A 25353-nucleotide genomic window follows, 5' to 3' on the forward strand; every position below is an offset into this window, starting at 1 on the left:
TCCTGCACGGTCAGAACTGGTAGTCGACCACGAGCGGGGCGTGGTCGGAGAAGCGGGTGCCCCAGCTGGGGGCGCGGTCCACGACGGCGGTCGTCGCCCGCTCGGCCAGGCCCGCGGTCGCCATGTGGTAGTCGATGCGCCACCCGGCGTCGTTGTCGAAGGCCTTGCCGCGCATGGACCACCACGTGTACGGGCCCGGCACCGGCCCGGCGAGAGCGCGGTGCACGTCCGTGAAGCCGAGCTCGCCGAAGAACCGGTCGAAGTAGGCGCGCTCCTCGGGCAGGAAGCCGGCCTTCTTCACGTTGCCCTTCCAGTTCTTGATGTCCAGCTCGGTGTGGCCCACGTTGAGGTCGCCCGTGACGAGGGCATGCCCCTCCCCCGCGGCCAGCTCGGAGAGGCGGCGGGCCATCTCGTCGAGGAACCGGTACTTGTCCACCTGCTTCGGGGTGTCGACCTCGCCCGAGTGCACGTACGCGGAGACCACGGTCAGCGGCGAGCCGTCCGGCAGGCGCAGGTCGGCCTCGATCCAGCGGCCGGCGTCGTCGAAGTACCCGTCGGCGTCGGCGATGCCCGTGCGGACCTCGCCGAGCGGGAACCGCGAGGCGATCGCGACGCCGGCCCGCCCCTTGGCGGCGGCCACGGCGTCCGCCAGGTGCACCTCGTCCCAGTCCTCGCCCACGATCTCGCGGACCAGCTGCGCCGTGACGTCCGCGGGGGCGCGCACCTCCTGGAGGGTGAGCACGTCCACGCCGCGGCCGGCGAACCACTCCCGCATGCCCTTGCGGTGCGAGGCGCGGATGCCGTTGACGTTCACGGTGGCCACGCGCACGGCGCCGTCGGCCTTGGGCGCCCCGGCGTGGGCGTGCACCACGGGCTCGCCCTCGGCGGGCTCGGGGTACTTCCCGGTGACGGGGTCCTTCTCGGGCAGCGCCGTCATCAGCCGATCACCGTCCCGCTCACCGGGCCCTCGGCGCCGCCGGTCCGGGACTCCTTGATCATGTCGCGGGCGTTGGAGGCCGTGATGTCGATGGTCTCCAGGGCGCGGTCCACCATCTCGCGGTCCATGCCCTCGCCTGCGGCGAGCTGCTCGCGCACCACGCGCACCTGCACCTGGGCGATCTTGAACGAGTGGTCCAGCTTGGTGTCCCGCAGGGGGTCCGCGGCCGGTGCCGGCGGGACCACCGCGGGGGCGGCGGCGTCGGCGTCGCGGCCGCGCAGGGCGGCGACGTCGGCGCGGGCGTTCTGCATGGCGGTGTCCACCTTGCGGCCCGCGGCCTGGACGCCACGGCGCATCTGCAGGTACACGACCACCGCGAACACGAGCCAGCCGGCGGCGACCGCGACCACGAGCCACCCGATCACGTCGTTCTGGTTCGCGGCGAAGATGATCGCCACGATCAGGATGACGATCATCGCGACGAAGCCGAGCGATCCCACGCGCAGGCCGGCGCGGGGGCCGCGGCGCGCGCCGTCGGGACCGGGGGTCAGGGACTGGGACATGGGTGCTCCTCCGGAGGGGCTCGTGGGGTCTGCCCTCCATCATCCCGCATCGTGGGGTGCGCTCCGAATCGGGCGGCCCGCGTCGGTACCTATCCTGAGGCGATGACCCCCCGCCCCCCGCACCCCGCCGACCCCGCGTCCGGGGCCTTCACCCCTGACCAGCGCCGCATCCTCACCGCACTGCTCATGCCGCTCTTCCTCGCGCTGATGAGCGTGTCCGTGGTGAACGTGGCGCTGCCGGCCATCGAGTCGGGCCTGGACGCCACGAGCGCGGATCTGCAGTGGGTGCTGGCGGGGTACACGCTGACGTTCGGCACCGTGCTCGTGGCCGCGGGCCGCGCCGGCGACCTGTGGGGGCGCAAGAACCTGTTCCTGGCGGGCATCACGCTGTACATGCTCGGCTCCCTGCTCTCCGGCCTGGCCGGGGACACTCTGCTGCTCAATGCCGGGCGCCTGCTCACGGGCCTGGGCGCGGGCGTGTTCAACCCCCAGGTCATCGGGTTCATCCAGTCGAACTTCCACGGCCGCGCCCGCGGGCGGGCCTACGGGCTCTTCGGCACCGTGGTGGGCCTCGGCGTGGCCGTGGGGCCCCTGCTCGGCGGGCTGTTCCTCGGCGCGTTCGGCCCCGAGTGGGGCTGGCGCTCCACGTTCCTCATGAACGTGCCCGTGGGCCTGGCCGCCGTCGCGATGGGCGCCCTCTGGCTGCCGCCGCCCACCCGCGTGCACGGCCTGCCCCCCGCCCCCGGACCACGCGGGATCGCCGCGCTCGATCCGGTGGGCGCCCTGCTGCTCGGCGCCGGCGGGGTGAGCCTCATGGTGCCGTTCATCGTCCCGGGCACCGCCTGGCTGCTGGTCCTCGCCGCCGCGCTCGTGACGGCGTGGTGGCTGTGGGAGAAGCGCGTGAAGGCCCGGGCGTCGGCCACCGGCGTGCAGCCCATGGTGGACCCGGCCCTGTTCCGGCGGCCGTCCTTCACGATCGGCGCGCTCGAGTCCACCATCTACCTGGCCACCATGCCGGCGGTGTTCGCGATCGTGGCGATCTTCCTGCAGCGCGGCATGGGGTTCACGCCGCTCGAGGCCGGCCTCGTGGGTCTGCCCGGCGCCGTCGTCGTGGCCTCCCTGTCCCCGTGGGTGGGTTCGATGGTGCAGCGGCGGGGGCCCGTGCTCGTGCTGCTCGGCGCTCTGGTGGGCCTCGTGTCGCTGGGGGTGCTCGCGCTCGCGTTCGAGCGCAGCGCGGCCGGCGCGTGGTCGCCGTGGATCGTGGGGGTGGGGCTGATCGTGCAGTCGGCCTCGCAGGCCCTGCTGCTCACCAGCACGCAGGTGCTGATGATGGACGACGTCGCCGGCCACGAGGCGGGGGCGGCCGGCGGCGTCGCCCAGACGGCGCAGCGTCTCGGCACCGCCCTGGGCCTGTCCGTGGTGACGGGCGCGTTCTTCGCGGCCCTGGCCGGCGCCGCAGCCGAGAGCGCCGGTCCGCCGTCGGCCGCGGCGTACGCGCACGCGGCCTCGACCGCCATGGGCATGGTGGCCGTGTGCTGGGCGCTCACCGCCGCGGTCGCGGCCCTGGACGTGGTCCGGCGGCGCCGCGCCGCGCGCGCGGCCTGACCGGCCCGCGGGGGCCTCAGCGCAGGAACAGCGCGCCGAGCCGGCGGGCGGCGAGCCACACCCCGACGCCGGCCATCACCACGAAGTAGAGGACGTGGCCGGCGGTCGCCCAGCTCAGCACGCCCACCGCGAGGGCGCGCATCATCTCCACGGCGTGCCACAGCGGGAACACGCGGATCACCCACTGGATCGGCTCCGGGTAGACCGCGAGCGGGAAGAACGTGGCCGAGAACAGGAACATGGGCATCAGCACGATCTGGACCCAGTCCATGTGCTGGAACGTCTTCATCCAGCTCGTCACCGCCATGCCGAGGGAGGCGAAGCCCAGCGCCACGAGCAGGGCGCCGGGGATCATGAGCAGCGCCGTCCACGAGGTGACGAGCCCGGCCACGGTCATGACGATCAGGAAGCCGACCGCGTAGATCAGCCCGCGCAGCAGCGCCATCGCGATCTCCCCGAGCGCCACGTCCAGCGGGCCCAGCCGCGTGGAGAGCATGGTCTGGTACGTCTTCGCGTAGCGCAGCTTGAAGAACACGTTCCACGTGGAGTCGTAGATGGCGCCGTTCATCGCCGAGACCGCCAGCAGTGCGGGGGCGAGGTACATGCCGTACGGGACGGGGGTGCCGTCCGGGCCGGCCACGTCGCCGACCAGCGCGCCGAGCCCCAGTCCCATGGAGGCCAGGTAGAGCACGGGCTCGAAGAAGCCGGAGAAGAACACCACCCAGTTGTTGGACTTCAGGGACAGGAACGCCCGCTCCATCACCGCGCGCACGTTGCCCGAGTACGCGCCGGCCAGCGGGCCGCGGCGCACGGGGATCTCGGGCATGGGCGGCACGGCGACGGCGTGTTCCCGCACCACCGACGACGACGGCGCGGCCGGGCCCGCCTGCGCGGCGGCGGGTGCGACGTCGGCGCGGGCGGCCCCGGTGCGCGCGGCACGGCGGCCCAGGCGCGGGGCACGGTCCCGGCGGGCGGCCGTGACGGCGTCGCGGTCCGGGGTGCCTCGGACCCAGCCGAGGCGGCGCGTGTAGATCCGCACCGCGAGCCAGGCCCCGCCGAGCGCGAGGGCCAGCAGGAACGCCACATGCGCCACGGTGAGCCAGACCGGCTCGGCCATCCCGTAGGAGAGCACGCGGCCGAGCTGGGCGGCATGCCACTGCGGGGAGAGCCAGCCGATCCAGCGCAGCCACACGGGCAGTACGTCCAGCGGGTAGAAGGTGGCGGAGAACAGGAACAGGGGCATGACCACGAGCCGCTGCAGGGTGGCGAACTGGCCCTTGTCCTCCTTCAGGGAGGCGGCGAACGCCATGATCGGCGCGCCGACGGCGAGCCCGCCGAGCGTGGCGGTGAGGACCTGCACCCACGCCCACGGGCTCGAGACCACGCCGAACGCCAGCATCACCAGCAGGAACACGGCGGCCTGGAACACGAACCGCAGGCTCACGGCCGCGAGGTGGCCCAGGGCGATCTGCGCCGGAGACAGCGGAGTGGCCTGCGCCGCGTAGTACGTGCGCTGCCATTGGAACCCGCCCATCACCGGGTAGGAGAACTCGACGGACGCGGTCATCAGCGCGCCCGAGGCCAGCAGCGCCGGGGCGATGAACGCGACGTAGGAGACCCCGCCCAGGGCGTCCTGCGGCATCCCGCCGCCCATGAGCTGGGCCAGGCCCAGGCCCATGGCCAGCAGGTAGAGCACGGGCTCGCCGAGCGCCCCGACGAGCAGCACCGCGCCGTAGCGGCGCATGTTCCGCAGCTGGTGTTCGGCGTAGAGCAGGACGCCGCGGCGCCTCACGCGCTCCGCGGACGCCGCCGCGGTGACCGGCGGGCGCAGCGGCTCGGCGGGCGAGGCGGGGCCGGGGGCCGTCGTCGTGATGGGGGACGGCACGGGTCAGTCCACCAGGGTGCGGCCGGTGAGGATGAGGAACACGTCCTCGAGGCTCGCGCGGCGGGTCAGCGTGGTGACGGGGGCGGGCAGGGCGCCCTCGTCGACGAGGCGCTGCACGACGTCGTGCAGGTCGTCCGCGCGTCGGGCGTAGACGAGGACGCGGTCCGGGAGGACCTCGACGCGGTGCACGACGCCGTCACCCGCGTGGGCCTGGACGGTGCGGGCTGCGGCCTCGTTGCGGTCCGCGCCGAAGCGCGCCTCGAGGACCTCGCGGGAGGCGTGCTCGCGGATGAGCTCGGCGGGGGTGCCGGCGGCCATGATCTCGCCGCCGTCGACCACGACGAGCCGGTCGCACAGCTGCTCCGCCTCGTCCATGTGGTGCGTGGTCAGCAGCAGCGTGGTGCCGCGTTCCTTGAGCCGGTAGAGGCGGTCCCACAGGATGTGGCGGGCCTGCGGGTCCAGGCCCGTGGTGGGCTCGTCGAGGAGGAAGAGGGCCGGCTCGTTGACCAGGGCGCGGGCGATCACGAGCCGGCGCTTCATGCCGCCGGAGAGGTCCGTGACCTTGGCGTCCGCCTTCTCGGTGAGCTGGGCGAAGACCAGCAGCTCCTCGGCCTTGGGCCGCAGGTACGAGTAGGGCAGGCCGAAGTAGCGGCCGTAGATCAGGATGTTCTCCCGGGCGGTGAGCTCCTCGTCCAGGTTGTCCTGCTGCGGCACCACGCCCAGGCGCGCACGGACGGCCGGCCCGTCCTCCTCCGGGTCGATGCCCAGGATGGTCAGCTCGCCCGCGGTGCGCTGCGAGGTGCCCGCGAGCATGCGCATGGTGGTGGACTTGCCCGCGCCGTTGGGGCCGAGCAGGCCGAAGCACTCGCCGGGGCGCACGTCCAGGTCGATGCCCTTCACGGCGTGGAACTCGCCGTACTGCTTGCGCAGCCCACGGGCACGGATGACGGAGGCGTCGCCGGGGGACGCATGCAGAGTGGTGTGACTCACAAGCCGACAGCATAGGCGCATCGCCCGCCCGGACGCGCGCCGCCCCCTCGGCGACGAACCCTGCGATATGGCCCCCATCCGGGGTGGATGGGGGCCATATCGCAGGGTTGGTCGCGGGAGTGGGAGAGGTCAGGCGCCGGCCCGCTCCCCCGCCCAGTCCTCGCCGTCGGCGGCGCGCTCGGCGGCCTCGACGACGTTCGCCAGCAGCATGACGCGGGTCATCGGCCCGACGCCCCCCGGGTTCGGCGCCATCCAGGCCGCCTTCTCCTTCACGGCCGGGTCCACGTCACCCAGGACGCGGGACTTCCCGTCCTCCCCGGTCACGCGCGAGACGCCCACGTCCAGGACGATCACGCCCTCCTTGACCTGTTCCGGCGTCACCATGTGGGCGGAGCCGGCGGCGGCGATCACGACGTCGGCGCTCGCCAGCAGCTCGTCGAGGTTCGTGGTGCCGGTGTGGGCCAGGGTCACGGTGGCGTTGACCTCGCGGCGGGTGAGCACGAGGCCGGCGGGCCGGCCGATGGTCACGCCGCGGCCGATCACGAGCACGTGCTTGCCGGCCAGCTCCACACCGTGGTGGCGCAGCAGCTCGACGCAGCCGGCCGGGGTGCACGGCAGCGGCGAGTCCAGCTCGCCGCCGACCGAGGCCACGAGCCGCCCCAGGTTCATGGGGTGCAGGCCGTCCGCGTCCTTGTCCGGGTCGATGGCCTCGAGCACCTTCTGGGTGTCCACGTGCCGGGGCAGCGGCAGCTGGACGATGTAGCCCGTGCAGGCCGGGTCCTCGTTCAGCTCGCGCACGACGTCGAGGATCTGCTCCTCCGTCGCGTCCGCGGGCAGCTCACGCTGGATGGACTCGATGCCCACCTCGGCGCAGTCGCGGTGCTTGCCCGCCACGTACTTCTGCGAGCCGGCGTCCTCACCGACGAGCAGGGTGCCGAGGCCGGGGGTGTGCCCGCGCTCGGCGAGGGCGGCCACGCGGCCGCGCAGCTCCTTCTTGATCGCGGCGGCGGTGGCCTTGCCGTCCAGGACCTTCGCGGTCATCGGCGGCTCACCAGCCCTCGAGGCCGTCGTAGAGCGGGAAGTCCTCGGTGAGCTTCACGACGCGGGCGCGCAACGCCTCCACGTCCGGGCTCGGCTTGAGGGCCTCGGCGATGACGTCGGACACCTCGCGGAACTCGGCCTCGCCGAAGCCGCGGGAGGCCAGCGCGGGGGTGCCGATGCGCAGGCCGGAGGTGGTCATCGGCGGACGCGGGTCCCACGGCACCGAGTTGCGGTTCACCGTGATGCCGACCTCGTGCAGGATGTCCTCGCCCTGCCTGCCGTCCAGCTGGGACTCGCGCAGATCCACCAGGACCAGGTGCACGTCCGTGCCGCCGGTGAGCACCGAGATGCCGTGCTCGGCCATGTCCGGGGCGGTCAGTCGCTCGGCCAGGATCTGCGCACCGGCCAGGGTGCGCTCCTGCTTCTCCTTGAAGTCCGCGGAGCCGGCGATCTTGAAGGCCACGGCCTTGCCCGCGATCGCGTGCATCAGCGGGCCGCCCTGCTGGCCCGGGAACACGGCGGAGTCGATCTTCTTCTTCAGCTCCTCGGTGGAGAGGATGAAGCCCGAACGGGGGCCGGCGAGGGTCTTGTGCACGGTGGAGGAGACGACGTCGGCGTGCGGCACCGGGTTCGGGTGCAGGCCGGCGGCCACGAGGCCGGCGAAGTGGGCCATGTCCACCCAGAGCCTGGCGCCGACCTCGTCCGCGATCGAGCGGAAGGCGGCGAAGTCGAGCTGACGGGGGTAGGCGGACCAGCCGGCCACGATCACCTTCGGCCGGGCCTCGAGGGCCTTCTCGCGCACCTTGTCCATGTCGATGCGGTGGGTGTCCGGCTCCACCTCGTACGCGGCGATGCTGTAGTTCTTGCCGGAGAAGTTCAGCTTCATGCCGTGCGTCAGGTGGCCGCCGTGCGCCAGGGACAGGCCCATCATCGTGTCCCCGTGGTCCAGCAGCGAGGTCATCACGGCCACGTTGGCCTGGGCGCCGGCGTGCGGCTGGACGTTGGCGTGCTCGGCGCCGAACAGGTCCTTGGCGCGCTGGATGGCCAGGTTCTCGGCCACGTCCACGAACTCGCAGCCGCCGTAGTAGCGGCGGCCCGGGTAGCCCTCCGCGTACTTGTTGGTCAGCACCGAGCCCTGCGTCTCGAGGATGGCCCGCGGCACGAAGTTCTCCGAGGCGATCATCTCGAGCGTGCCCCGCTGGCGGCCGAGCTCGTCCGCGAGCGCCGCGGCGATCTCCGGGTCCACCTCGGCGAGGGGCTGGGTGTTGATGTCGGGCGTCTGCGTCACGGGGGTTCCCTTCGAACGGGGGTCTGTGCGGCCGGAAGGCTCCGGTGCCCTCCATCCTAGTGACCGGGCGCCGTCGTCGGGCCTGCGCGACGGCGCCCCGCGGCCCCGGCGACCGACCCCGACACACGGTTCTTTTGACTGATTCAGAAATATGCCAAGATCGGGGGTGACGCCGCCCACCGCGCCGATCGGTGCGCGGCCGACGTCGATCGACGAAGGAGAGTTCCATGACGGAGTACCAGAAGACGACCCCGCACGCGACCGGTTCCACCCGCCAGAACGGCGCCCCGGCCGTCAGCGACCGCCAGTCCCTGACCGTGGGCAGCGAGGGGCCCATCGTCCTGCACGACACCCACCTGCTGGAGACCCACCAGCACTTCAACCGCATGAACATCCCGGAGCGCCGCCCGCACGCCAAGGGCTCCGGCGCCTTCGGCGAGTTCGAGGTGACCGAGGACGTGTCGAAGTACACCAAGGCCCTCGTGTTCCAGCCCGGCACGAAGACCGAGACCCTCCTGCGCTTCTCCACCGTGGCCGGCGAGCTCGGCTCCCCGGACACCTGGCGCGACGTGCGCGGCTTCGCGCTGCGCTTCTACACCGAGGAGGGCAACTACGACCTCGTCGGCAACAACACCCCGATCTTCTTCCTGCGCGACCCGATGAAGTTCACCCACTTCATCCGCTCGCAGAAGCGTCTGCCGGACTCCGGCCTGCGCGATGCCACCATGCAGTGGGACTTCTGGACCAACAACCCCGAGTCGGCGCACCAGGTGACCTACCTGATGGGCCCGCGCGGCCTGCCCCGCACCTGGCGTGAGATGAACGGGTACGGCTCCCACACCTACCTGTGGGTCAACGCCCAGGGCGAGAAGCACTGGGTGAAGTACCACTTCATCTCCCAGCAGGGCGTGCACAACTTCTCGAACGACGAGGCCACGAAGATGGCCGGCGAGAACGCCGACTTCCACCGCCAGGACCTGTTCGAGTCCATCGCCAAGGGCGACCACCCCAAGTGGGACCTCTACATCCAGGCGATCCCCTATGAGGAGGGCAAGACCTACCGGTTCAACCCCTTCGACCTGACGAAGACGATCTCCCAGAAGGACTACCCGCGCATCAAGGTCGGCACGCTGACCCTGAACCGCAACCCGGAGAACCACTTCGCGCAGATCGAGTCCGCCGCGTTCAGCCCGAGCAACACCGTGCCGGGCATCGGCCTCTCCCCGGACCGCATGCTCCTGGGCCGCGCCTTCGCGTACCACGACGCCCAGCTGTACCGCGTGGGCGCCCACGTGAACCAGCTGCCGGTGAACCGCCCCAAGAACGCGGTGCACAACTACGCCTTCGAGGGCCAGATGTGGTACGACCACACCGGCGACCGCTCCACCTACGTGCCGAACTCCAACGGCGACTCCTGGTCGGACGAGACCGGCCCGGTGGACGACGGCTGGGAGGCCGACGGCACCCTGACCCGCGAGGCCCAGGCCCTGCGCGCGGACGACGACGACTTCGGTCAGGCCGGCACCCTCGTCCGCGAGGTCTTCTCGGCCCAGGAGCGCGAGGACTTCGTGGAGACCGTGGCCGGCGCGCTGAAGGGCGTCCGCCAGGACGTCCAGGCCCGCGCCTTCGAGTACTGGAAGAACGTGGACGCTACGATCGGCCAGCGCATCGAGGACGAGGTCAAGCGCCACGAGGGCGACGGCATCCCGGGCGTCGAGGCCGGCGGCGAGGCCCGCATCTGACGGCTCCCTCCCCCGGCGGGCGCCCGCGCGGGCTCCGCTGAACGCGCGGCGGCCGCTCCCTCACACGAGGGGGCGGCCGCCGTCGTCGTGGGGCGGTTGTTCCGGTCAGCGCTTGCCCCAGCGGCGCTCCTGCGCCTGGGACAGCTTGTCCTTGACCACCTTCACGACCGTGTCCTTGGCGGGCACGGCCACGTTGTCCCGCAGCGGGACGGCGACCTTGTCACGCACGGTCTCGAACGCGGAGGCCGCCACGGCGCCGACCTGGGCCAGCTTCGACTCACCCTCGGCGTCCGAGGCTCGGGTCTCGTCGCGGTCCGCCCGCAGGTCCGGGAGGGCGGCGCCCTCGGTGTCGTCCTCGGCGGGCTCCTCATCCGTGGGGGCGGAGGAGGTGGAGGTGTCCGGGGCCACGGTCGTGGGCGTCGACGACGTCGGCGCGGCGGTCCCGGCAGTCCCGGCGGTCCCAGCAGTCCCGGCGGCCCCGGCGGCTGCCGCCGACTGCGCGGCGCGGGCCTCGCGGCGGGTCGCCGGGGTGGTGTCCTCCGCGCGGCCGGACGAGGCTGCGGTCGGATCCAGCTCCGGGGTGCCGCCCAGGGGCGTGGCCGGCGTGGTGCCGGCGTGGGTCTCCGGGGCCTCGGCCCGGCGGGTGGCCGGGGCGGCCTCGAGCGGCGGGCGCTCAGCCGCGGGCTCGACCGCCGCCGGCTGCGCGACGTCCGCGCCGTGGTCATCGGTGCGCGCCGGCCCGCGGTCCGCCTCCGCCACGCGACCGGGCACCCCGGGCGTGCCGTCGATGCGCAGGGACCCGGCGGCCGAGCGCTCCGCCCCGTCGGCGCCGTTCTGCAGGGCCTGGTCCGACTCGGTGGCCACGACGGTGACCGAGCCGTGCGCGGTGGTGGCGACCGTGTGCGTCTCGAGGTGCTCGCCCTGAGGGACGGGGATCGCCTCCGTGGCGAGCTCCTTGGTGGGGGTGTGCTCGGCGGCGACCTCGTCGGCGGGGACGGTCCCGTGCACGTGCTCGGGAGCCGGGGTGAGGTGGCTCCTGTGCTGCGGAGCCTCGGCGGCCGGTGCCGCCGGGGCGGGGGTCTCGGTCACCGCAGACGGGGAGGCCGGGGTCGCCGGGACGTCCGCCGCGGGCGTCTGCTCGTCCAGGGTGACGCCGGAGCCGCCGGCCACACCGGCCGCGCCCAGGCCCACGGTGTCCGCCTCGCGCGCCGTGCTCGGCGCCGCCGGAGCGGGGCGCAGAGTGCCCCGGGTGGCCGGAGCCGCGGCGTCGCGGCGGTGGGTCTGAGCGGCGGCGTCGGCGCTCGGGGCGTCGTGCTGGTCCACGGTCACCCCGGCACCGCCGGCCACGCCGGCGACGGACTCGTCGGTCTCGCGGTCCGCCGCGGCGGTGTCGGACGCAGCCGGACCCCCGGCGGGCTTCACCGCGGCCGCGGGGCGAGCGTCCTTCTCGGCCGCCACCTCGTCCAGGCGGGAGAGGCGGGTCGGGGCCGCGGGGGCGGCCGCGGCGGCGGCCGCCTGCTCACCCGCGGTGTCCGCGCTGACGCCCCGGCGCTCAAGCAGGGTCTCGGCCACCTCGGTCTCGGCCTCGCGACGACGTCGCGAGGCGACCACCGAGAGGATGATCAGGATCAACAGCACGACAATGATCGCCGCGATGATCCAGTAGAGGGTGGACTGTGGCATGGGGTGCTCCTCGGTTGCTGGGGCGACCGGCCGTGCCGGGCGCCGCGTCGTGCCTCCCCCGCCGCCACGCGGCGGGGAACCTGGTCTTGAGGATGACACGGGGCCCGGCCCCCCGACCAGGGATCAGCCCCGTCATCCCGCGGTTCCGCGCGGTCGGCACCGCCTACCATCGACGCCATGGACACGGCAGCCCTCTCCCCCAGCCCCTCCCCCGCCTCCGGCGCCGAGCACGCCCACGTGCTCACGCTGGCCTGCACGAACCGCAAGGGCATCGTGCACGCCGTGACGGGCGCCCTGCTGGGCGTGGAGGCGGACATCACCGAGTCGCAGCAGTACGACTCCCCGGACACCGGCGACTTCTTCATGCGCGTGGAGTTCGTGACCCCGGCCACGTGGGAGGACATCGACCAGGCGCTCGCGCCGGTGCGCGAGGAGTTCGGCATGCGCATGGGCCTGTGGGACGCGGCGCACCGCATGCGCACCCTCGTGATGTGCTCCAAGGACGGGCACACCCTCAACGACCTGCTCTTCCAGCAGCGCGCCGGCACCCTGCCCATCGAGATCCCCGTGGTGGTCTCGAACCACCTGGACCTGCAGCCGCTCGCCTCCTTCTACGGCGTGCCCTTCATCCACGTGCCCGTCTCCAAGGACCCCTCGAGCCGGGACTCCAAGGAGGCCGCGGAGGACCGGCTGCGCGACCTGATCGCCCAGTTCGACATCGAGCTGGTGGTCCTGGCCCGCTACATGCAGATCCTCTCGGACGAGCTGTGCCGGGACCTGGCCGGGATGGCCATCAACATCCACCACTCGTTCCTGCCCTCCTTCAAGGGCGCCCGCCCCTACCACCAGGCGCACGAACGCGGCGTGAAGCTCATCGGCGCCACCGCCCACTACGTGACCGCCGACCTGGACGAGGGCCCGATCATCGCGCAGTCCGTGCAGCCGGTGACCCACGCCCAGACCGCCGCCGACTTCGTGGCCCGCGGCCGCGACGTCGAGGGCTCCACGCTCGCGCAGGCCGTGCGCTGGCACGCCCAGCACCGCGTCCTCGCGGACGGCCGGCGGACCGTCGTCTTCAGCTGAGCCCGGGACGACGGCGCCACGCGGCGCCGTCGTGCTGCCCGCCTAGGCTGGTGGCATGGCCCACATCATCACCGTCGCGGGTGCCACCCCGCGCATCCACGAGTCCGTCTTCCTCGCCCCGACCGCCGCGATCACCGGCGACGTCGAGATGGCCGAGCGCTCCTCCGCCTTCTACGGCGTCTCCGCCCGCGGCGACTCCGCCCCCATCCGGGTCGGCACGGGCACCAACCTGCAGGACAACGTGGTGCTGCACGCGGACGAGGGCTTCCCGTGCACCCTCGGCGCCGGTGTCTCCGTGGGCCACTCCGCCGTGGTGCACGGGGCCACCGTGGAGGACGACTGCCTGATCGGCATGTCCGCCACGGTGATGAACGGCGCGGTCATCGGGGCCGGTTCGCTCGTGGCCGCCGGCGCCCTGGTGCTCGAGGGGACGCAGGTCCCGGCCGGCTCGCTCGTGGCGGGCGTCCCCGCGAAGGTCCGCCGCCCCCTCACGGACGAGGAGCGGGAGGGCCTCAAGAAGAACGCGGCCACCTACCTGCGGCTGTCCGCCGCGCACCGGGACGCCGTCGCCGGCTGAACCGGGCCCGGAGGATGTGGGACGGTGGGCACCATGCCCACCTCTTCCGCTCTCCCCCGCACCCGACCCGACGACGTCCCCGAGCGCCTGCTCGTCCTCCCCGCGGCGCAGGACGTCGCCGGCACCCCCTACGCCCACGCCCGTCGGCTGGCCGAGCAGGCCGTGGCCGACGTCGGCGGCGCCGCCGTGGCCGAGGGCGACACCTCCGCCACGGCCCTGCTGATGGTCCGCCCGATCCCGGTCGATGCGCTCGCCGCGGCCCTGGCCGCCCACCCCCACGTGAGCTGGGTGCAGCTCCCGTTCGCCGGGATCGAGCCGTTCGTCCCCCTCGTGCGCAGCCGCCCGGACATCGTGTGGACGTCCGCCAAGGGCACGTACGCTCCGCCGGTGGCCGAACACGCGCTGCTGCTCACCCTGGCCCTGCTGCGGGACCTGCCCGCGCGCGTCCGCGCCACCACGTGGGGCCCCTCCTCCGGTCGCACCCTGAACGGCCTGAATGCCGTGGTCGTGGGCGGCGGCGGGATCGCACAGGAGTACATCCGCCTGCTCAAGACCTGGGACGTGCACGTCACCGCGGTCCGCCGACGCGCGGGCGACGTGCCCGGCGCGGACCGCACCGTCACGACCGACCGCCTCGACGAGGTCCTGCCCGGCGCACAGGTGGTGATGATCGCCGCGGCGGCGCCGAGGAGACCCGCGGCATGTTCGACGCCGACCGCCTCGCCCTCCTGGACGAGGACGCCGTGCTCGTGAACGTCGCCCGCGGGGCGCTGGTGGACACGGACGCCGTCGTCCAGGCCCTCGCGGCGGGCCGGCTGCACGGCTTCGGCACGGACGTCACCGACCCCGAGCCGCTGCCGGAGGGCCACCCGCTCTGGACTGAGGAGCGGGCCCTCATCACGCCGCATACGGCGGACACCCCGGAGATGTGCGTCCCGCTGCTCCACGCGCGGGTCGAGCGGAACCTGCGGGCCCGCGCGGCCGGGACGGAGCTGGAGGGCCTGGTGGACGCCGAGGGCGGGTACTGACCCGCCTCCGGCGTCCCCGGCGCCGGCTCAGCGGCGCGGCGCGTCCGCCTCGCGCGCGACCGCGTCACGCTCGGCCGCCATCTCGATCTGGCGGCGACGCTCCTCGGCGGCCCGGCGGGTCAGCTCGGCGCCGGCCTCGGGGTCGCGGGTGAGGTTCTCACCGGTGGTCGGGTCGAACAGGTGCACCCGCGTCGTGTCCACCCACAGGCGGGTCGGCGTGCCCGGCCGGGCGCGGGACTCGCCGGAGAGGGTGGCCACGACGACGGGGCGCAGCTCGTCCGCGTCCAGGTCCTTGGCCAGCGAGGAGAGCATCTCGGCCACGGCCGGGTCCGGATCGAACTCGATGTAGCCGTACTGCTCGTGGCCCAGCCACTCCAGGTGCGTGAGCGTCGCGTCGAAGGTGGAGCCCTGGTCGCGGCGGCTGTCCTCCACCAGCTCGGCGTCCTCGAAGAACTCCGGCCGCAGACCGAGGAAGACGATGTCCCGCCCCTCGGCGGCGCGGGCCTTCTCGGGCGGCACCGGGATGTCGCCGATCGGCGAGGACAGCACGTGGCCGCCCTCCTTCTGCTTCAGCGAGGCGGGCAGGAAGTTCATCGACGGCGAGCCGATGAAGCCGGCCACGAACAGGTTGAGCGGCTGCTCGTAGAGCTCGCGCGGGCTGGCCACCTGCTGCAGCTCGCCCTTCTTGAGCACGGCCACCCGGTCGCCCAGGGTCATGGCCTCGGTCTGGTCGTGCGTCACGTAGACGGAGGTGGTGGCCAGGCGGCGCTGCAGCTGCGAGATCTCCGCGCGCATCTGCCCGCGCAGCTTGGCGTCCAGGTTGGACAGCGGCTCGTCGAAGAGGAACGCGTCCGCCTCGCGCACGATCGCCCGGCCCATGGCCACGCGCTGACGCTGGCCGCCGGAGAGGTTGCCGGGCTTGCGCTCGAGGTGGTCCTCGAGCTCGAGCACGCGGGCGGCGTCGCGCACCTTGCGGTCGATCTCCTCCTCGGAGGGCTTGTTCTCCTTGATCAGCCGCAGCGGGAAGGCGATGTTCTCGTACACCGTCAGGTGCGGGTACAGCGCGTAGTTCTGGAACACCATCGCGAGGTTGCGGTCCTTGGGGGCCGCCTCGTTCACGCGGCGGCCGTCGATCAGCATCTCGCCGTCGGTGATGTCCTCGAGGCCCACGATCATGCGCAGCAGCGTGGACTTGCCGGAGCCGGAGGGGCCCACGAGGATGACGAACTCGCCGTCCTCGATCTCCAGGTTCACGTCCTTGATGGCGTGGAAGCCGTCGTCGTAGGTCTTGTCGATGTGGTTCAGGGTGATGGAGGCCATCGGGGGGTCCTTTCGGGAGGTCTCGTGTGCGGGCCTCAGCCCTTCACCGCGCCGTTGGTCAGGCCGGCCACGATCTGACGCTGGAACGCCAGCACCAGGATCACGATCGGGATGGTCACGATGATCGCGGCCGCCGAGATGGCCCCGGTCGGCGACTCGAACTGCGAGGCGCCGGTGAAGAAGGCCAGGGCGGCGGGCACGGTGCGCGCGGTCTCGGTGGAGGTCAGGGAGATGCCGAACACGAAGTCGTTCCAGGCGATGAAGAAGGCGATGATCGCCGTCGTGAAGACGCCGGGGGCGGCCAGCGGGACGATCACCTTGCGGAACGCCTCGAGCGGGGTCGCGCCGTCCACCTGCGCGGCCTGGTCGAGCTCCCACGGGATCTGGCGGAAGAACGCGGCCAGGGTCCAGATGGAGATCGGCAGGGTCAGGGACAGGTAGGGGATGATCAGGCCGAGCCACGTGTCGTACAGCCCGAGGGTGCGCCACATGTTGAACAGCGGCGTCACCAGGGAGATGACGGGGAACATCGAGACCATCAGGGACACCGTGAGCACGAGCCGCTTGCCCGGGAAGTCCAGGCGGGCGATCGCGTAGGCGCACAGCGTGGCCAGGATGACGGCGATGATCGTGGCGATCACGGTGATGCCGATCGAGTTGCGCAGCGCCGTGAGGAACAGCTCGCGCGAGCCGCCCACGAAGATCTCCTCGTAGTTCACGGTGGACCACTGGGTGGGCAGCAGCTTGCCGTTGGCGAGGTCGGCGGGCGTCTTGAAGCTGGTCGCGAAGATCGAGAACAGCGGGAAGAGGCACCACACGCCGATCACGACGGTGAGGATCCACCACAGTGCGGTGGCCTTCCCGGTGCCGCGACGGTGGGGCGCGCGGCCCTCAGGCGCGCGGCCCTCGGGGGCGGGAGCGGATGCGGCGGTGCTCACTTGGAACCTCCTCGGTCGGCCAGGTCCACCTTGAAGCCCTTGACGGCGATGACCGCCATGAGGGCCACGCACAGGAACAGGATCACGGAGACCGCCGAACCCATGCCGATCTCGAGCCGGCCGATGGACGTGCGGTAGGCCAGCAGCGAGAGGACCTCGGTGCCGTAGGCGCCGTTGGTCATGATGTAGATGGAGTCGAAGATGCGGAACGCGTCCATCGCGCGGAACAGGACGGCCACCATGATCGAGGCCTTCATGTTCGGCAGGATGACCAGCTTCATCCGCTGCCACCACGAGGCGCCGTCGACGGAGGCGGCCTCGGTGAGGTCGCCCGGCACCTGGGCCAGGCCGGCCAGCAGGAGCAGGGAGATGAACGGGGTGGTCTTCCAGATCTCGGAGAGCATGATCACGAACAGCGCGGTGCTGCCCTGCGCGAACCAGTTCAGGTCCGCGTCGACGCCCGGCAGCCACTCGAACCAGGCGTTGATGTAGCCCGAGTCGATCGAGAACATGTAGAACCACGCGAACGCGGAGACCACGGTGATGATGCCGTACGGCACCAGGATGATCGTGCGGATCAGGCCGCGGGTCTGCTTGATGGCGTGGTGCATGGCCAGGGCCAGCAGGAAGCCGAGGATGAGCTCGACCACCACGGTCACCACGGTGATCAGCAGGGTCACCCCGAGGCCCTTCCAGAACACGGGGTCCGTGAGGATCACGCCGTAGTTGCCCAGGCCCACGAACTCGCGGTCGCCCGGCGCGGTGAGCCGGTACTTGAACAGCGAGTCGTAGAGGGCCTGCAGGATCGGGTACAGGACCACGAACAGCATCACGAAGAACGCGGGGCCGGCCAGGAGCCAGCCGAGACGCGCCTCGGACTTCGCGCGCTGGGACTTCACCCGGCGGGGGCGACGACCCTCGGCGGCGCGCGGGGTGGATGCGGCGGGTGCGGTGTCGACGTGGCTCACAGCAGACGCTCCCCTCTCAGGACTTCCTGGATGAAGTCGTCGGTCTCGGCCGGGGTGGACTCGGAGACGCCCGACGGCGGCGCGTAGCGCTGCTGGATCGCGGTGGAGACCTCGTTGTAGTACGGGGTCTGCGGCCGCGGGGCGCCGAGTTCGAGGGACTCCCGGATGGTGTCCGCCATGGGGTACTTCTCGGCGACCTCGGGGGCGTCGTAGGCCGCCGGGTCGGCGGGCGGGTTGCCGTTCTCGACGAAGTACTGGCTCTGGTGCTCGGTGGTGGTGATGCAGGAGATCGCGTCCCAGGCGAGGTCCTGGTGCTCGGACTTCGCGCCCACCCCCAGGTTGATGCCGCCCACGGGCGGCGCGGCGTCCTTGCCCTCGACGGTGCGGGGGTAGACGGCCCAGCCGATGTCCTCGGGCAGGTCCTCCGGCAGCGAGCCCTCCTCCACGGAGCCGAGGGTGGCCGGCCAGACGAACGGCCAGTTGACCATGAACGAGCCGTTCTTGCCCTGGAAGAGCAGCATGGAGGCGTTCTCGTCCTGCGTCGGCAGGCCGGCGCTGCCGAGACCCTCCTTGCCGATCGTGGAGATGATCCGGGCGGCCGTGCGGCCGGCCTCGGAGTCGAGGTTCGTGGTGACCTCGTCCGTGGGCGCCTCGGCGTTGGGGACGATCTGCTCCCCGCCGCCCTCGATGAGCGCGTTGAGCCACACGGTCATGGACTCCGCACGGGCGCCCTGGACGGCCAGGTCCTTGTCCTGGCTGCGGGCGGCCTCGATCAGCTGGTCCCACGTGACGGGCTGGGACATGTCCAGCCCCGCGGCCTCGGCGACCGACTTGCGGTACCAGAGCAGCTGCGTGTTGGCCCAGAACGGGACCGTGACGAGCTCGTCCTTCCAGCTGGCGGCCGCGAGCGCGCCCTCCAGGGCGTTGTCCTCCGCGTACGCCTGCATCTCCTCCGGCACGGGGGCCAGGAAGCCGGGCTCGGCGAGCTCGGGGACGAACGGCGGGTCGAGGGACATGATGTCCATCGACGTGTCGCCCGCGGCGAGGCGGCGGGTCAGCTGCTCGCGCTGGGAGGCGGCGTCCGTCGGAAGCATGGACGTCTCGACTCTGTACCGGCCGTTCGCGGCGTCGGTGCACTGGGCGGCGATCTTCGCCTGCCCGCCGTCGTCGGGGTTGGTGTACCAGGTCAGGGTGGGCATCTGCTCGGCCGGAGCACACCCGGCCAGGATCAGCGCGCCCGCGGCGACGGCGCCGGCCAGCGTGGCCCGGCGCCGTTGACGTGCCCGCGTGTCGTGTCTCACAAGTGGAACCTCAATCGATGCGAGTCGGATGTGACGGCCATCATCACGCATCACAGCGATTCCTGCACGTTTCGCGGACCCCTTTCTCAGCGGGCGCGGCGGTTCGTCCGGGCGGTCGGCTCCGCGGCGGCGGGATCCTCGGGCCACGGGTGCTTGGGGTAGCGCCCCCGGTTCTCAGCGCGGACCTGCGCGTAGGGGCCGGCCCAGAAGGAGGGCAGGTCGGCGGTCACGGCGAGCGGGCGACCTGCCGGGGAGAGCAGGTGCAGGACCACCGGCTCACGACCGTCCGCGACAGCGGGGGTGACACGCGCCCCGAAGAACTCCTGCAGCTTGGCGGCGACCACGGGCGGGGTGTCCTCGTGGACGGCCGGATAGTCCACGACGACGGCGCGCCCGCTCGGCACGGGCAGGCGCTCGGGGGCGAGCTCGTCCAGCCGGCCCGCCTCCGGCCAGGGCAGGGCGCCGCGCAGCAGCGCCTCGGCGTCCAGGCGTGCGAGGGACCGCCCCGCGGCCAGGTCGGCCGCAAGCCCGTCGACCAGCGCGTCCAGGCCGGGCAGCGCCGCGTCCGAGAGGTCCGGCCACGGGGCGCCGAGGACGCGGTGGAGCAGGTGCACCCGGCGGCGCAGGCGTTCGGTCCGACCGCTCGGGTCGAACCGGGCGAGGCCGTCGGCGGCGAGTGCGGCGCGCACGGCCTGCGCGGCGGCGTCGGGGGCGACGGGGGCCGGCGTCTCCGCCAGCACGAGCGCGCCCAGCCGGTCCACGCGGCGGCCGGTGAGCCGGTCCCCGCGCCAGTCGGCGGTGTCCTCGGTGCGCCGCAGGCCCGCGCCGGCGAGCTCGGCGAGCGTCCGGTCGATCGGCGCGGTCGCGCGGATCGCGGCACCCGTGCCGGCCGCGTCCCCGGCCACACGGGCGACCTCGGCCACGGCCAGCCACTCCTGCCCCGCCAGGCCGCCGCCGGCGGCGTCGCGGGGCAGGGCCGCGCGGGTGCCGGAGGCGAGCAGGTACGCGCCCGCCTCCCCCGCGCGTCGGGCGATCCACGCGGGGAAGGCCAGGGCGGACACGAGGCCGGCGGGGTGCCGGCGCGCGGCCGCCGTCGCCTCGGGCCCGGGCTCTCCCGGCGCTCTCGTCTCCAGGGAGTGGTGTGCGTGCCGACGGGCGAGTCGTTCCAGTCGGTCCGCCTCCCGGCGCCAGCGCCCGGCCTCCGGGTGCCGGCCGTCCCGCACGGCCGCGACCAGCGCCTCGAGGTCGGCCCCGGGGGCGCGCAGGTCCAGGGCGAGGGCCGCCGTCGCCTCGGCCGCGGGGCGGGGCCCCGTCCACGGTGCCGCGCGCAGGAGGGCGTGGCCGAGGGGCGGGTCCAGGGGCAGCTCGGCCAGGACGGCGCCGTGCGGGGTGATGCGCCCGTCCGCGTCCACCGCGTCGAGGGAGGCGAGCGTGCGCTCGGCGGCGGCCATCGCGTCGGCCGGCGGGTCCTCGGGCAGGGTCAACCCGTGGCCGCCCGGGGCGCCCCACGCCGCGAACGCCAGGGCCACCGGCGCGAGGTCGACGACGGCGAGGGCCGGCGTCGGGGCTGCGGGCGCGGTGCCCAGGGCCGCGGCGGTGTGGCAGCGGACCACGGTGCCGGGGCCGAGGCGGGCGGCGCGGCCCGCCCGCTGGCCGGCGGCCGCACGCGATGCTTGGACGGTGACGAGACCGGCCATGCCCCGCCCCCGGTCCCGGCGCGGCTCGCGGGCCAGGCCCGAGTCGATCACGAGGCGCGCCCCCGGCACGGTCAGCGAGGACTCGGCGACCGCCGTCGCGACGACGACGCGCGGCACGGCGGGGTCGGCGCGGCCGGCGAGCGCGGCGTCCTGGTCGGCGGGTTCCTGGCGGCCGTGCAGGACGCGGACCTCGGTGTCCGGGGCGAGCGCGGCGACGCGCCCCGCGACCGCCTCGACCTCGGCCACCCCGGGCAGGAAGACGAGGGCGTCCACGGACGGGTCGGCGTCGAGCGCTTCGGCGTGGGCGCGCGCGGCCGTGGCCGCGACGTGGTCGAGGAAGGCCCGGTCCACGCGGCCCTCGGCGGTGAGGCGGTGGCCGCGGAACGGGGCGTGCTCCTCGCGCAGCGGGTGCAGCACGGCCGGGGTGGAGACCACGGGCAGGGGCGCCTCCTCCCCCATGCCGCGGGCCCAGCGGGCGGCCAGGGCCGCCGCGTCCACGGTCGCGGACATGGCCACGAGCACGAGTTCGGGGCGCAGCTGCCGCAGGTCGGCGAGGAGGGCGAAGAGCAGGTCCGTGTCCAGATCCCGCTCGTGGACCTCGTCCAGGACCACCGCGTCCACGCCATCGAGCCCGGGGTCGGCGAGGAGGCGGCGCAGCAGCAGGCCCGGGGTCACGAACTCGACGGCCGAGGCCCCGCCGCCCACCGCGTCGCCGCGCACGGCGTACCCGACGGCGGCGTCCGCGAGCCGGGCCTGCGCGTCGGGGTCGGCGCCGGGCTGCGCGTCGGCCGCGGCGGCCGGCACCGCCGTGCGCAGCCGCCGCCAGGCCGCGCGCACCGCGACCCGCCGCGGCTGCGTGACCAGGACGCGCCCGCCGCCGTGATCCGCGAGCCGGACCGCGAGCGCGGGCGGGACCACGGTGGTCTTGCCCGTGCCCGGGGGCGCCTCGACGACGGCCGCCCCGCGCGCGTCCAGCGCCGCTTCGAGGTCGGGCAGGGCGGCGGCGAACGTCAGGCCGGCGCTGAGGCGGCCGAGGGCGGCGGAGAGGGCGGACGGGACGGTGACGGGATCGACGGGGGTGGGCATCGGGTCCATTGTGCCCGCCTCCGCCACGCTGTCCCGGGACCGTCCCACTGACTAGGCTGTGACCCATGACCACACCCGTCCAGGAGCACCTCGATCGCCTCACGTCGGCCCACGCGGGTGAGGGGGAGGTCCCGGACGGGCTGGGCGTCGCGATGCTCCTGGTGGACGGGCACCGCTACGTCTCCGGATCCATGACGCCCGTGCCGCTCGCCACGCTCGCCTCTCCCCTGTTCCACGCGCAGGCCCTCGAGGACCTCGGCGCGGTGCGGGTGGGCGAGCGCGTGGGAGCCGCCCCCGTGCGCGACCTGGACCACCGGGTCGAGGTGGACGCCGTCACGGGCCTGCCGCACAACCCGCTGCAGAACGCGGGCGCGGTGGCCACCGCCTCCCTCGTGAAGGGCCGCGGTGGCCGCGACCGCACCGCGCGCATGATGCAGCTGCTCTCCGCACTGTTCGACCGCGAGGTCACCGTCACGGAGTCGGCCGCGCGTGCGGAGAACCGCGCCCAGCACCACACCCGGTCCGCTGCCTGGCTGATGAAGTCCCTCGACACGCTGGACGCCGACCCCGAGACGCTGCTCGAGGACATCGCCACGGTGCGTGCCGCCGCCGTGACCGTGGAGGACCTCGCCCTGCTCGCCGGCACCCTCGCGCACGGCGGCGTCCACCCCGTCACCGGGGACCGTGTGCTGAGCGAGGAGACGGTCCGCGGTGTGCTCTCCGTGATGGACTCCTGCGGCATGGACACCCGGGACTCCCGGTGGGCGTACGACGTCGGCCAGCCCGGCTGGGCGTCCACGCGCGGCGGCACGGTGCTCGTGGTGGTGCCGGGCCACCTCGGTCTGGCGCTGCAGTCGGACACGACGGACGAGAACGGGCTCGGCGCCGCGGCGATGGCCGCCCTGCGGACCATCGTCGAGGACTTCGAGCTGCACCCGTCGGTGGTCACCGGTTCCCCGCGCGCGGCCCTGCGCACCCACTACCGGATCGATCAGGCGCCCTCGGGCACGGTGCGCAGCGCCGTCGTCCTCGAGGCGCTCGGGCGGTTCGCGGACACCGTGCACGTCATGGAGCTGGGCGGTCACCTCGGCTTCAGCCAGGTGGACGCGATCGCCCGCGTCAGCCGCGGTCTGCCGGAGGCCCTCGAGACGCTCGTGGTGGACATGCGCTCGGTCAGCTCCATCTCCCGTCCGGCCCGGCTGCTGGTGGCCCAGTGGTTCGCCCGCGCGCTGGGCAACGGGCTCGACGTCGTCGTCGTGGACCGGGACGCCGCGGAGATGAAGGAGCTGATGGCGGCCGTCGAGGAGTCCGTGGAGGTCGACCTGCCCGAGCCGCTGCAGGATGAGGCCGAGGGGGTGGATCCCGCCGCCGAGGGTGCGCAGTTCGTGTTCTTCGACTCCCGCTCGCGGGCCGCCCAGTGGGCCGAGCAGCGGCTGCTCTCCCGGCACGCCCCCCACCTGCTGCCGCGGGACGCCCAGGAGGCGGCCGTGGCACCCCTGCTGCAGCACCTCTCCGCGGACGACGCGCGTCTGCTCGAGTCCATGATGGACGAGCGGGTCTACTCGGACGGCCAGATCATCCGTCGCGCCGGCCAGCCGTTCGGCGGCATCTACGTGATCGTCTCCGGCAGCGTGGAGCTCTCGGGTCAGGGCACGGGCAGCCGCCGCGTGCGCCGCACCCTGCTCACCCCGGGGATGACGTTCGGCGAGATGGCCCTGGGCCAGCCCGGCCGCCAGCCCTCCACCGTCCGCGCGCGCGGGCCGGTGACGGCGCGAGTCCTCACCGCCCAGGTGATGGTCGCGCTCCAGGAGGGCTTCCCCCAGCTGGCCCTGGCCCTGTGGGAGGCCCTGGCCCGCGACGCGTTCACCGCGCTAGGCCAGCTCATCCGGGAGACCGGCGCGCTGCAGGACTGACCACCCGCCGGGGCAGCGTCTCTGTGGGACGCGCCCCCACCCCCGTCACCGCCCGAGGATGTGGCGCAACGCGCCCTCCAGTTCGGGGTCGCGCATCTCGTAGCCGGAGGAGACCAGCCGGTCCGCCAGGACCTTCTGGTCGGCCGCGACGGTCTCCATCCGGCCCTCCTCGCCCAGCAGCAGGCGCGGCCCGGCCTCGGGCACCGGGATGACCGCGGGCCGGCGCAGCACCCGCCCGAGCACGGTGGCGAACTCCCGGGCCGTGACCGGCACGGGCGCCACTGCGTTCACCGGGCCGGTGACGCCGTCGTCGAGCACCGCGTGGGCGAAGGCCCCCGCGATGTCATCCGCGCCGATCCAGCTCAGCCACGGGCTGCCGTCGTGGCTCTCCCCACCCGAGGTCGCGACCGGACCGCCGAGGCCCGCGAGGAACAGCGGCAGCACCTGCTGCAGCATGCCCCCGGCCGGGCTCAGGACCACGCCGGTCCGCAGCATCGCGACCCGGATCCCGGCCGCCTCGGCGCGCCGGGCCTCCGCCTCCCAGTCCGCGACGACCTCGGCGAGGAAGTCGTCCCCGGGCTCCAGATCCTCGACGAGGCCGCTGCCGAACGGGCCCGTGCCCGCGTCCGCCCCGTAGTACCCGATCGCCGAGCCGTTCACGAGTGCCCGCGCCCGCGCCTCGTCCCCCTCCCGCGCGGCGATCCGGGCGAGCGCGTCCACGAGGGTGCGCGTGCCGCGCACGCGCGAGTCGTGCACGGCCTCCTTGTGCGCGTCCGAGAACCGGCCCGCGATGGGCTCGCCCGCCAGGTTCACGACGACGTCGGCCTCGGCCAGGGCGTCCTCATCCACGGTCTCCCGGCCGGGGTCCCACAGCGCCGCGTCCAGCGCGCCGGCCTTCTTCGGGCTCCGCACGAGCCGGATGACGCGGTGGCCGCCGGTGGTGAGCAGGGCACAGAGCTGCCGGCCGATCAGTCCGCCGGCCCCCGTCACGGCGACCGCGCGGGCCGGCCCGCCGACGAGGGGACCGGGGTGGGCGGCGTGGAAGTCCAGGTCGTCGGCCATCACGCGGGCGCGATAGGCGAACTGGCGGCCCAGCTCCGCCTCGAAGGCCTCGTGGGCGCGGCGCGAGGCCGCGGTGCCCAGAGCGGGCACGCGGGCCACCAGGGACTCCCCCGGCAGGGCGTACTCGATGTGGTCCGTCACGACCGTGCCGCGCCGGCCGTCCGCCGTGTCCGCCTCACCGGGCGCGGCGTCATCGAGCAGGTGAGTGTGCCGCCAGGAGGCCAGAGGTCCGGAGACCATCTCGTCCCGGAACATGCGGCCCTCCTCGTAGGCCGTGTGGCGGGCGCGCCACGGCACCGCGGGCGCGGCCCCACCGGGCAGGCGGGAGGCGACGGCGTCCGGCAGCAGGCCCGTGAGCATCCCGTGGGCCGCGCCGGCGAACAGGCCGGCCGCCCCGGGGGCCTGGATGCGCAGCCGTGACTCGGAGCCCACGCGGAGGCCGTCCGTGGGTCCCTGGACCACCTCGCCGGCGAAGGGCGGGGTGAGCCGCTCCAGCGCGCCGGGGTTCTCCAGCCAGCGGAAGACGACCTCACGCGGGTGGCGCAGGAGGGTGCGGTGCTCGAAGACGCGGATCTCAGTCATGGACGCCAGCCTGACACAGGGAGGGGACGCGCGAACACCTGTCCGGGCCGGGCCGTGCAGGACA

Annotated in this window: 20 protein-coding genes; 7 read left to right on the forward strand and 13 right to left on the reverse strand. The window is 73.8% G+C overall.

Annotated elements, in window-relative coordinates; translation table 11 throughout:
• Positions 1–10: 10 nt before the first annotated feature.
• Complete coding sequence (locus MF605_RS04585) at positions 11–937, reverse strand: exodeoxyribonuclease III (protein ID WP_036381964.1); 927 nt, start codon at positions 935–937, stop codon at positions 11–13.
• Positions 937–1500, reverse strand: a complete 564-nt coding sequence (locus MF605_RS04590; protein ID WP_036381966.1) for a hypothetical protein — start codon at positions 1498–1500, stop codon at positions 937–939. The genes MF605_RS04585 and MF605_RS04590 overlap by 1 nt, the downstream gene beginning before the upstream one ends.
• A gap of 102 nt (positions 1501–1602) precedes the next feature.
• On the opposite strand from MF605_RS04590, the gene MF605_RS04595 reads away from it, so the two are divergent.
• Entirely contained in the window at positions 1603–3105 is a 1503-nt protein-coding gene (locus MF605_RS04595; protein ID WP_225348313.1) for an MFS transporter, read from the forward strand.
• Positions 3106–3121: 16 nt separating this feature from the next.
• Here MF605_RS04595 and MF605_RS12070 read toward each other — a convergent pair whose 3' ends face one another.
• The 4 genes from MF605_RS12070 to glyA all read right to left on the reverse strand — a co-directional run bounded on the left by MF605_RS12070 (position 3122) and on the right by glyA (position 8309).
• Positions 3122–4990 carry an ABC transporter permease gene (locus MF605_RS12070; protein WP_036381969.1) on the reverse strand — a complete coding sequence of 623 codons (1869 nt, stop codon included), beginning with the start codon at positions 4988–4990 and terminating at the stop codon, positions 3122–3124.
• Between the two features lie 3 nt (positions 4991–4993).
• Complete coding sequence (locus tag MF605_RS04610) at positions 4994–5980, reverse strand: ABC transporter ATP-binding protein (protein ID WP_036381972.1); 987 nt, start codon at positions 5978–5980, stop codon at positions 4994–4996.
• Positions 5981–6109: 129 nt separating this feature from the next.
• Positions 6110–7021 carry a bifunctional methylenetetrahydrofolate dehydrogenase/methenyltetrahydrofolate cyclohydrolase gene (locus tag MF605_RS04615; protein ID WP_134416294.1) on the reverse strand — a complete coding sequence of 304 codons (912 nt, stop codon included), beginning with the start codon at positions 7019–7021 and terminating at the stop codon, positions 6110–6112.
• Positions 7022–7028: 7 nt separating this feature from the next.
• Entirely contained in the window at positions 7029–8309 is a 1281-nt protein-coding gene (glyA, locus tag MF605_RS04620) for a serine hydroxymethyltransferase (RefSeq protein WP_010079361.1), read from the reverse strand.
• A 227-nt stretch (positions 8310–8536) separates the two neighbouring features.
• Between glyA and MF605_RS04625 the strand changes: the two genes are divergently transcribed.
• Positions 8537–10051: a catalase gene (locus MF605_RS04625; protein WP_134416292.1), complete on the forward strand. Its 1515-nt coding sequence runs from the start codon at positions 8537–8539 to the stop codon at positions 10049–10051.
• Between the two features lie 105 nt (positions 10052–10156).
• Here the strand turns inward: MF605_RS04625 and MF605_RS04630 are convergent, their stop codons facing one another.
• Positions 10157–11734, reverse strand: a complete 1578-nt coding sequence (locus MF605_RS04630; protein WP_134416290.1) for a hypothetical protein — start codon at positions 11732–11734, stop codon at positions 10157–10159.
• A 177-nt stretch (positions 11735–11911) separates the two neighbouring features.
• Between MF605_RS04630 and MF605_RS04635 the strand changes: the two genes are divergently transcribed.
• The 4 genes from MF605_RS04635 to MF605_RS11985 are packed head-to-tail and all read left to right on the forward strand — an operon-like array spanning position 11912 to position 14422.
• Positions 11912–12817 carry a formyltetrahydrofolate deformylase gene (locus MF605_RS04635; RefSeq protein ID WP_134416288.1) on the forward strand — a complete coding sequence of 302 codons (906 nt, stop codon included), beginning with the start codon at positions 11912–11914 and terminating at the stop codon, positions 12815–12817.
• Between the two features lie 55 nt (positions 12818–12872).
• Positions 12873–13394 carry a gamma carbonic anhydrase family protein gene (locus tag MF605_RS04640; RefSeq protein ID WP_049145584.1) on the forward strand — a complete coding sequence of 174 codons (522 nt, stop codon included), beginning with the start codon at positions 12873–12875 and terminating at the stop codon, positions 13392–13394.
• Positions 13395–13427: 33 nt separating this feature from the next.
• Positions 13428–14147, forward strand: coding sequence for an NAD(P)-dependent oxidoreductase (locus MF605_RS11980; RefSeq protein ID WP_277933389.1), 720 nt, complete (start codon positions 13428–13430; stop codon positions 14145–14147).
• Positions 14096–14422, forward strand: coding sequence for an NAD(P)-dependent oxidoreductase (locus MF605_RS11985; RefSeq protein WP_277933390.1), 327 nt, complete (start codon positions 14096–14098; stop codon positions 14420–14422). Before MF605_RS11980 ends, MF605_RS11985 begins: the two co-directional genes overlap by 52 nt.
• Positions 14423–14449: 27 nt before the next feature.
• On the opposite strand, the gene MF605_RS04650 is transcribed toward MF605_RS11985, so the two are convergent.
• From MF605_RS04650 to MF605_RS04670, 5 genes are all read right to left on the reverse strand, one after another.
• Entirely contained in the window at positions 14450–15742 is a 1293-nt protein-coding gene (locus MF605_RS04650; RefSeq protein WP_134416286.1) for an ABC transporter ATP-binding protein, read from the reverse strand.
• A 35-nt stretch (positions 15743–15777) separates the two neighbouring features.
• Positions 15778–16680 carry a carbohydrate ABC transporter permease gene (locus MF605_RS04655; RefSeq protein ID WP_134416284.1) on the reverse strand — a complete coding sequence of 301 codons (903 nt, stop codon included), beginning with the start codon at positions 16678–16680 and terminating at the stop codon, positions 15778–15780.
• The gene (locus MF605_RS04660) at positions 16677–17648 is read right to left on the reverse strand and encodes a carbohydrate ABC transporter permease (RefSeq protein ID WP_041102962.1); all 972 of its coding nucleotides are present in this window, start codon (positions 17646–17648) and stop codon (positions 16677–16679) included. Before MF605_RS04660 ends, MF605_RS04655 begins: the two co-directional genes overlap by 4 nt.
• Positions 17645–18949, reverse strand: a complete 1305-nt coding sequence (locus tag MF605_RS04665; RefSeq protein ID WP_134416282.1) for an extracellular solute-binding protein — start codon at positions 18947–18949, stop codon at positions 17645–17647. The genes MF605_RS04660 and MF605_RS04665 overlap by 4 nt, the downstream gene beginning before the upstream one ends.
• An 86-nt stretch (positions 18950–19035) precedes the next feature.
• Positions 19036–21732, reverse strand: coding sequence for an ATP-dependent helicase C-terminal domain-containing protein (locus tag MF605_RS04670; RefSeq protein ID WP_134416280.1), 2697 nt, complete (start codon positions 21730–21732; stop codon positions 19036–19038).
• Between the two features lie 65 nt (positions 21733–21797).
• Here MF605_RS04670 and MF605_RS04675 point away from each other — a divergent pair, with 65 nt between their 5' ends.
• Positions 21798–23645, forward strand: a complete 1848-nt coding sequence (locus MF605_RS04675) for a glutaminase (RefSeq protein WP_134416278.1) — start codon at positions 21798–21800, stop codon at positions 23643–23645.
• A gap of 45 nt (positions 23646–23690) precedes the next feature.
• Here the strand turns inward: MF605_RS04675 and MF605_RS04680 are convergent, their stop codons facing one another.
• Positions 23691–25289 carry a TIGR01777 family oxidoreductase gene (locus MF605_RS04680; protein WP_063188956.1) on the reverse strand — a complete coding sequence of 533 codons (1599 nt, stop codon included), beginning with the start codon at positions 25287–25289 and terminating at the stop codon, positions 23691–23693.
• Positions 25290–25353: the final 64 nt, after the last annotated feature.

This window comes from Micrococcus luteus (assembly GCF_022664405.1).
GTDB lineage: Bacteria > Actinomycetota > Actinomycetes > Actinomycetales > Micrococcaceae > Micrococcus > Micrococcus luteus.

What these genes read in the sequence shown, in the direction of transcription:
- MF605_RS04585 (WP_036381964.1), bottom strand. Translation starts at nt 937, where the DNA reads ATGACGGCGCTGCCCGAGAAGGACCCCGTCACCGGGAAGTACCCCGAG.
- MF605_RS04590 (WP_036381966.1), bottom strand. Translation starts at nt 1,500, where the DNA reads ATGTCCCAGTCCCTGACCCCCGGTCCCGACGGCGCGCGCCGCGGCCCC.
- MF605_RS04595 (WP_225348313.1), top strand. Translation starts at nt 1,603, where the DNA reads ATGACCCCCCGCCCCCCGCACCCCGCCGACCCCGCGTCCGGGGCCTTC.
- MF605_RS04615 (WP_134416294.1), bottom strand. Translation starts at nt 7,021, where the DNA reads ATGACCGCGAAGGTCCTGGACGGCAAGGCCACCGCCGCCGCGATCAAG.
- MF605_RS04625 (WP_134416292.1), top strand. Translation starts at nt 8,537, where the DNA reads ATGACGGAGTACCAGAAGACGACCCCGCACGCGACCGGTTCCACCCGC.
- MF605_RS04630 (WP_134416290.1), bottom strand. Translation starts at nt 11,734, where the DNA reads ATGCCACAGTCCACCCTCTACTGGATCATCGCGGCGATCATTGTCGTG.
- MF605_RS04635 (WP_134416288.1), top strand. Translation starts at nt 11,912, where the DNA reads ATGGACACGGCAGCCCTCTCCCCCAGCCCCTCCCCCGCCTCCGGCGCC.
- MF605_RS04640 (WP_049145584.1), top strand. Translation starts at nt 12,873, where the DNA reads ATGGCCCACATCATCACCGTCGCGGGTGCCACCCCGCGCATCCACGAG.
- MF605_RS11980 (WP_277933389.1), top strand. Translation starts at nt 13,428, where the DNA reads ATGCCCACCTCTTCCGCTCTCCCCCGCACCCGACCCGACGACGTCCCC.
- MF605_RS11985 (WP_277933390.1), top strand. Translation starts at nt 14,096, where the DNA reads ATGTTCGACGCCGACCGCCTCGCCCTCCTGGACGAGGACGCCGTGCTC.
- MF605_RS04650 (WP_134416286.1), bottom strand. Translation starts at nt 15,742, where the DNA reads ATGGCCTCCATCACCCTGAACCACATCGACAAGACCTACGACGACGGC.
- MF605_RS04670 (WP_134416280.1), bottom strand. Translation starts at nt 21,732, where the DNA reads ATGCCCACCCCCGTCGATCCCGTCACCGTCCCGTCCGCCCTCTCCGCC.
- MF605_RS04675 (WP_134416278.1), top strand. Translation starts at nt 21,798, where the DNA reads ATGACCACACCCGTCCAGGAGCACCTCGATCGCCTCACGTCGGCCCAC.
- MF605_RS04680 (WP_063188956.1), bottom strand. Translation starts at nt 25,289, where the DNA reads ATGACTGAGATCCGCGTCTTCGAGCACCGCACCCTCCTGCGCCACCCG.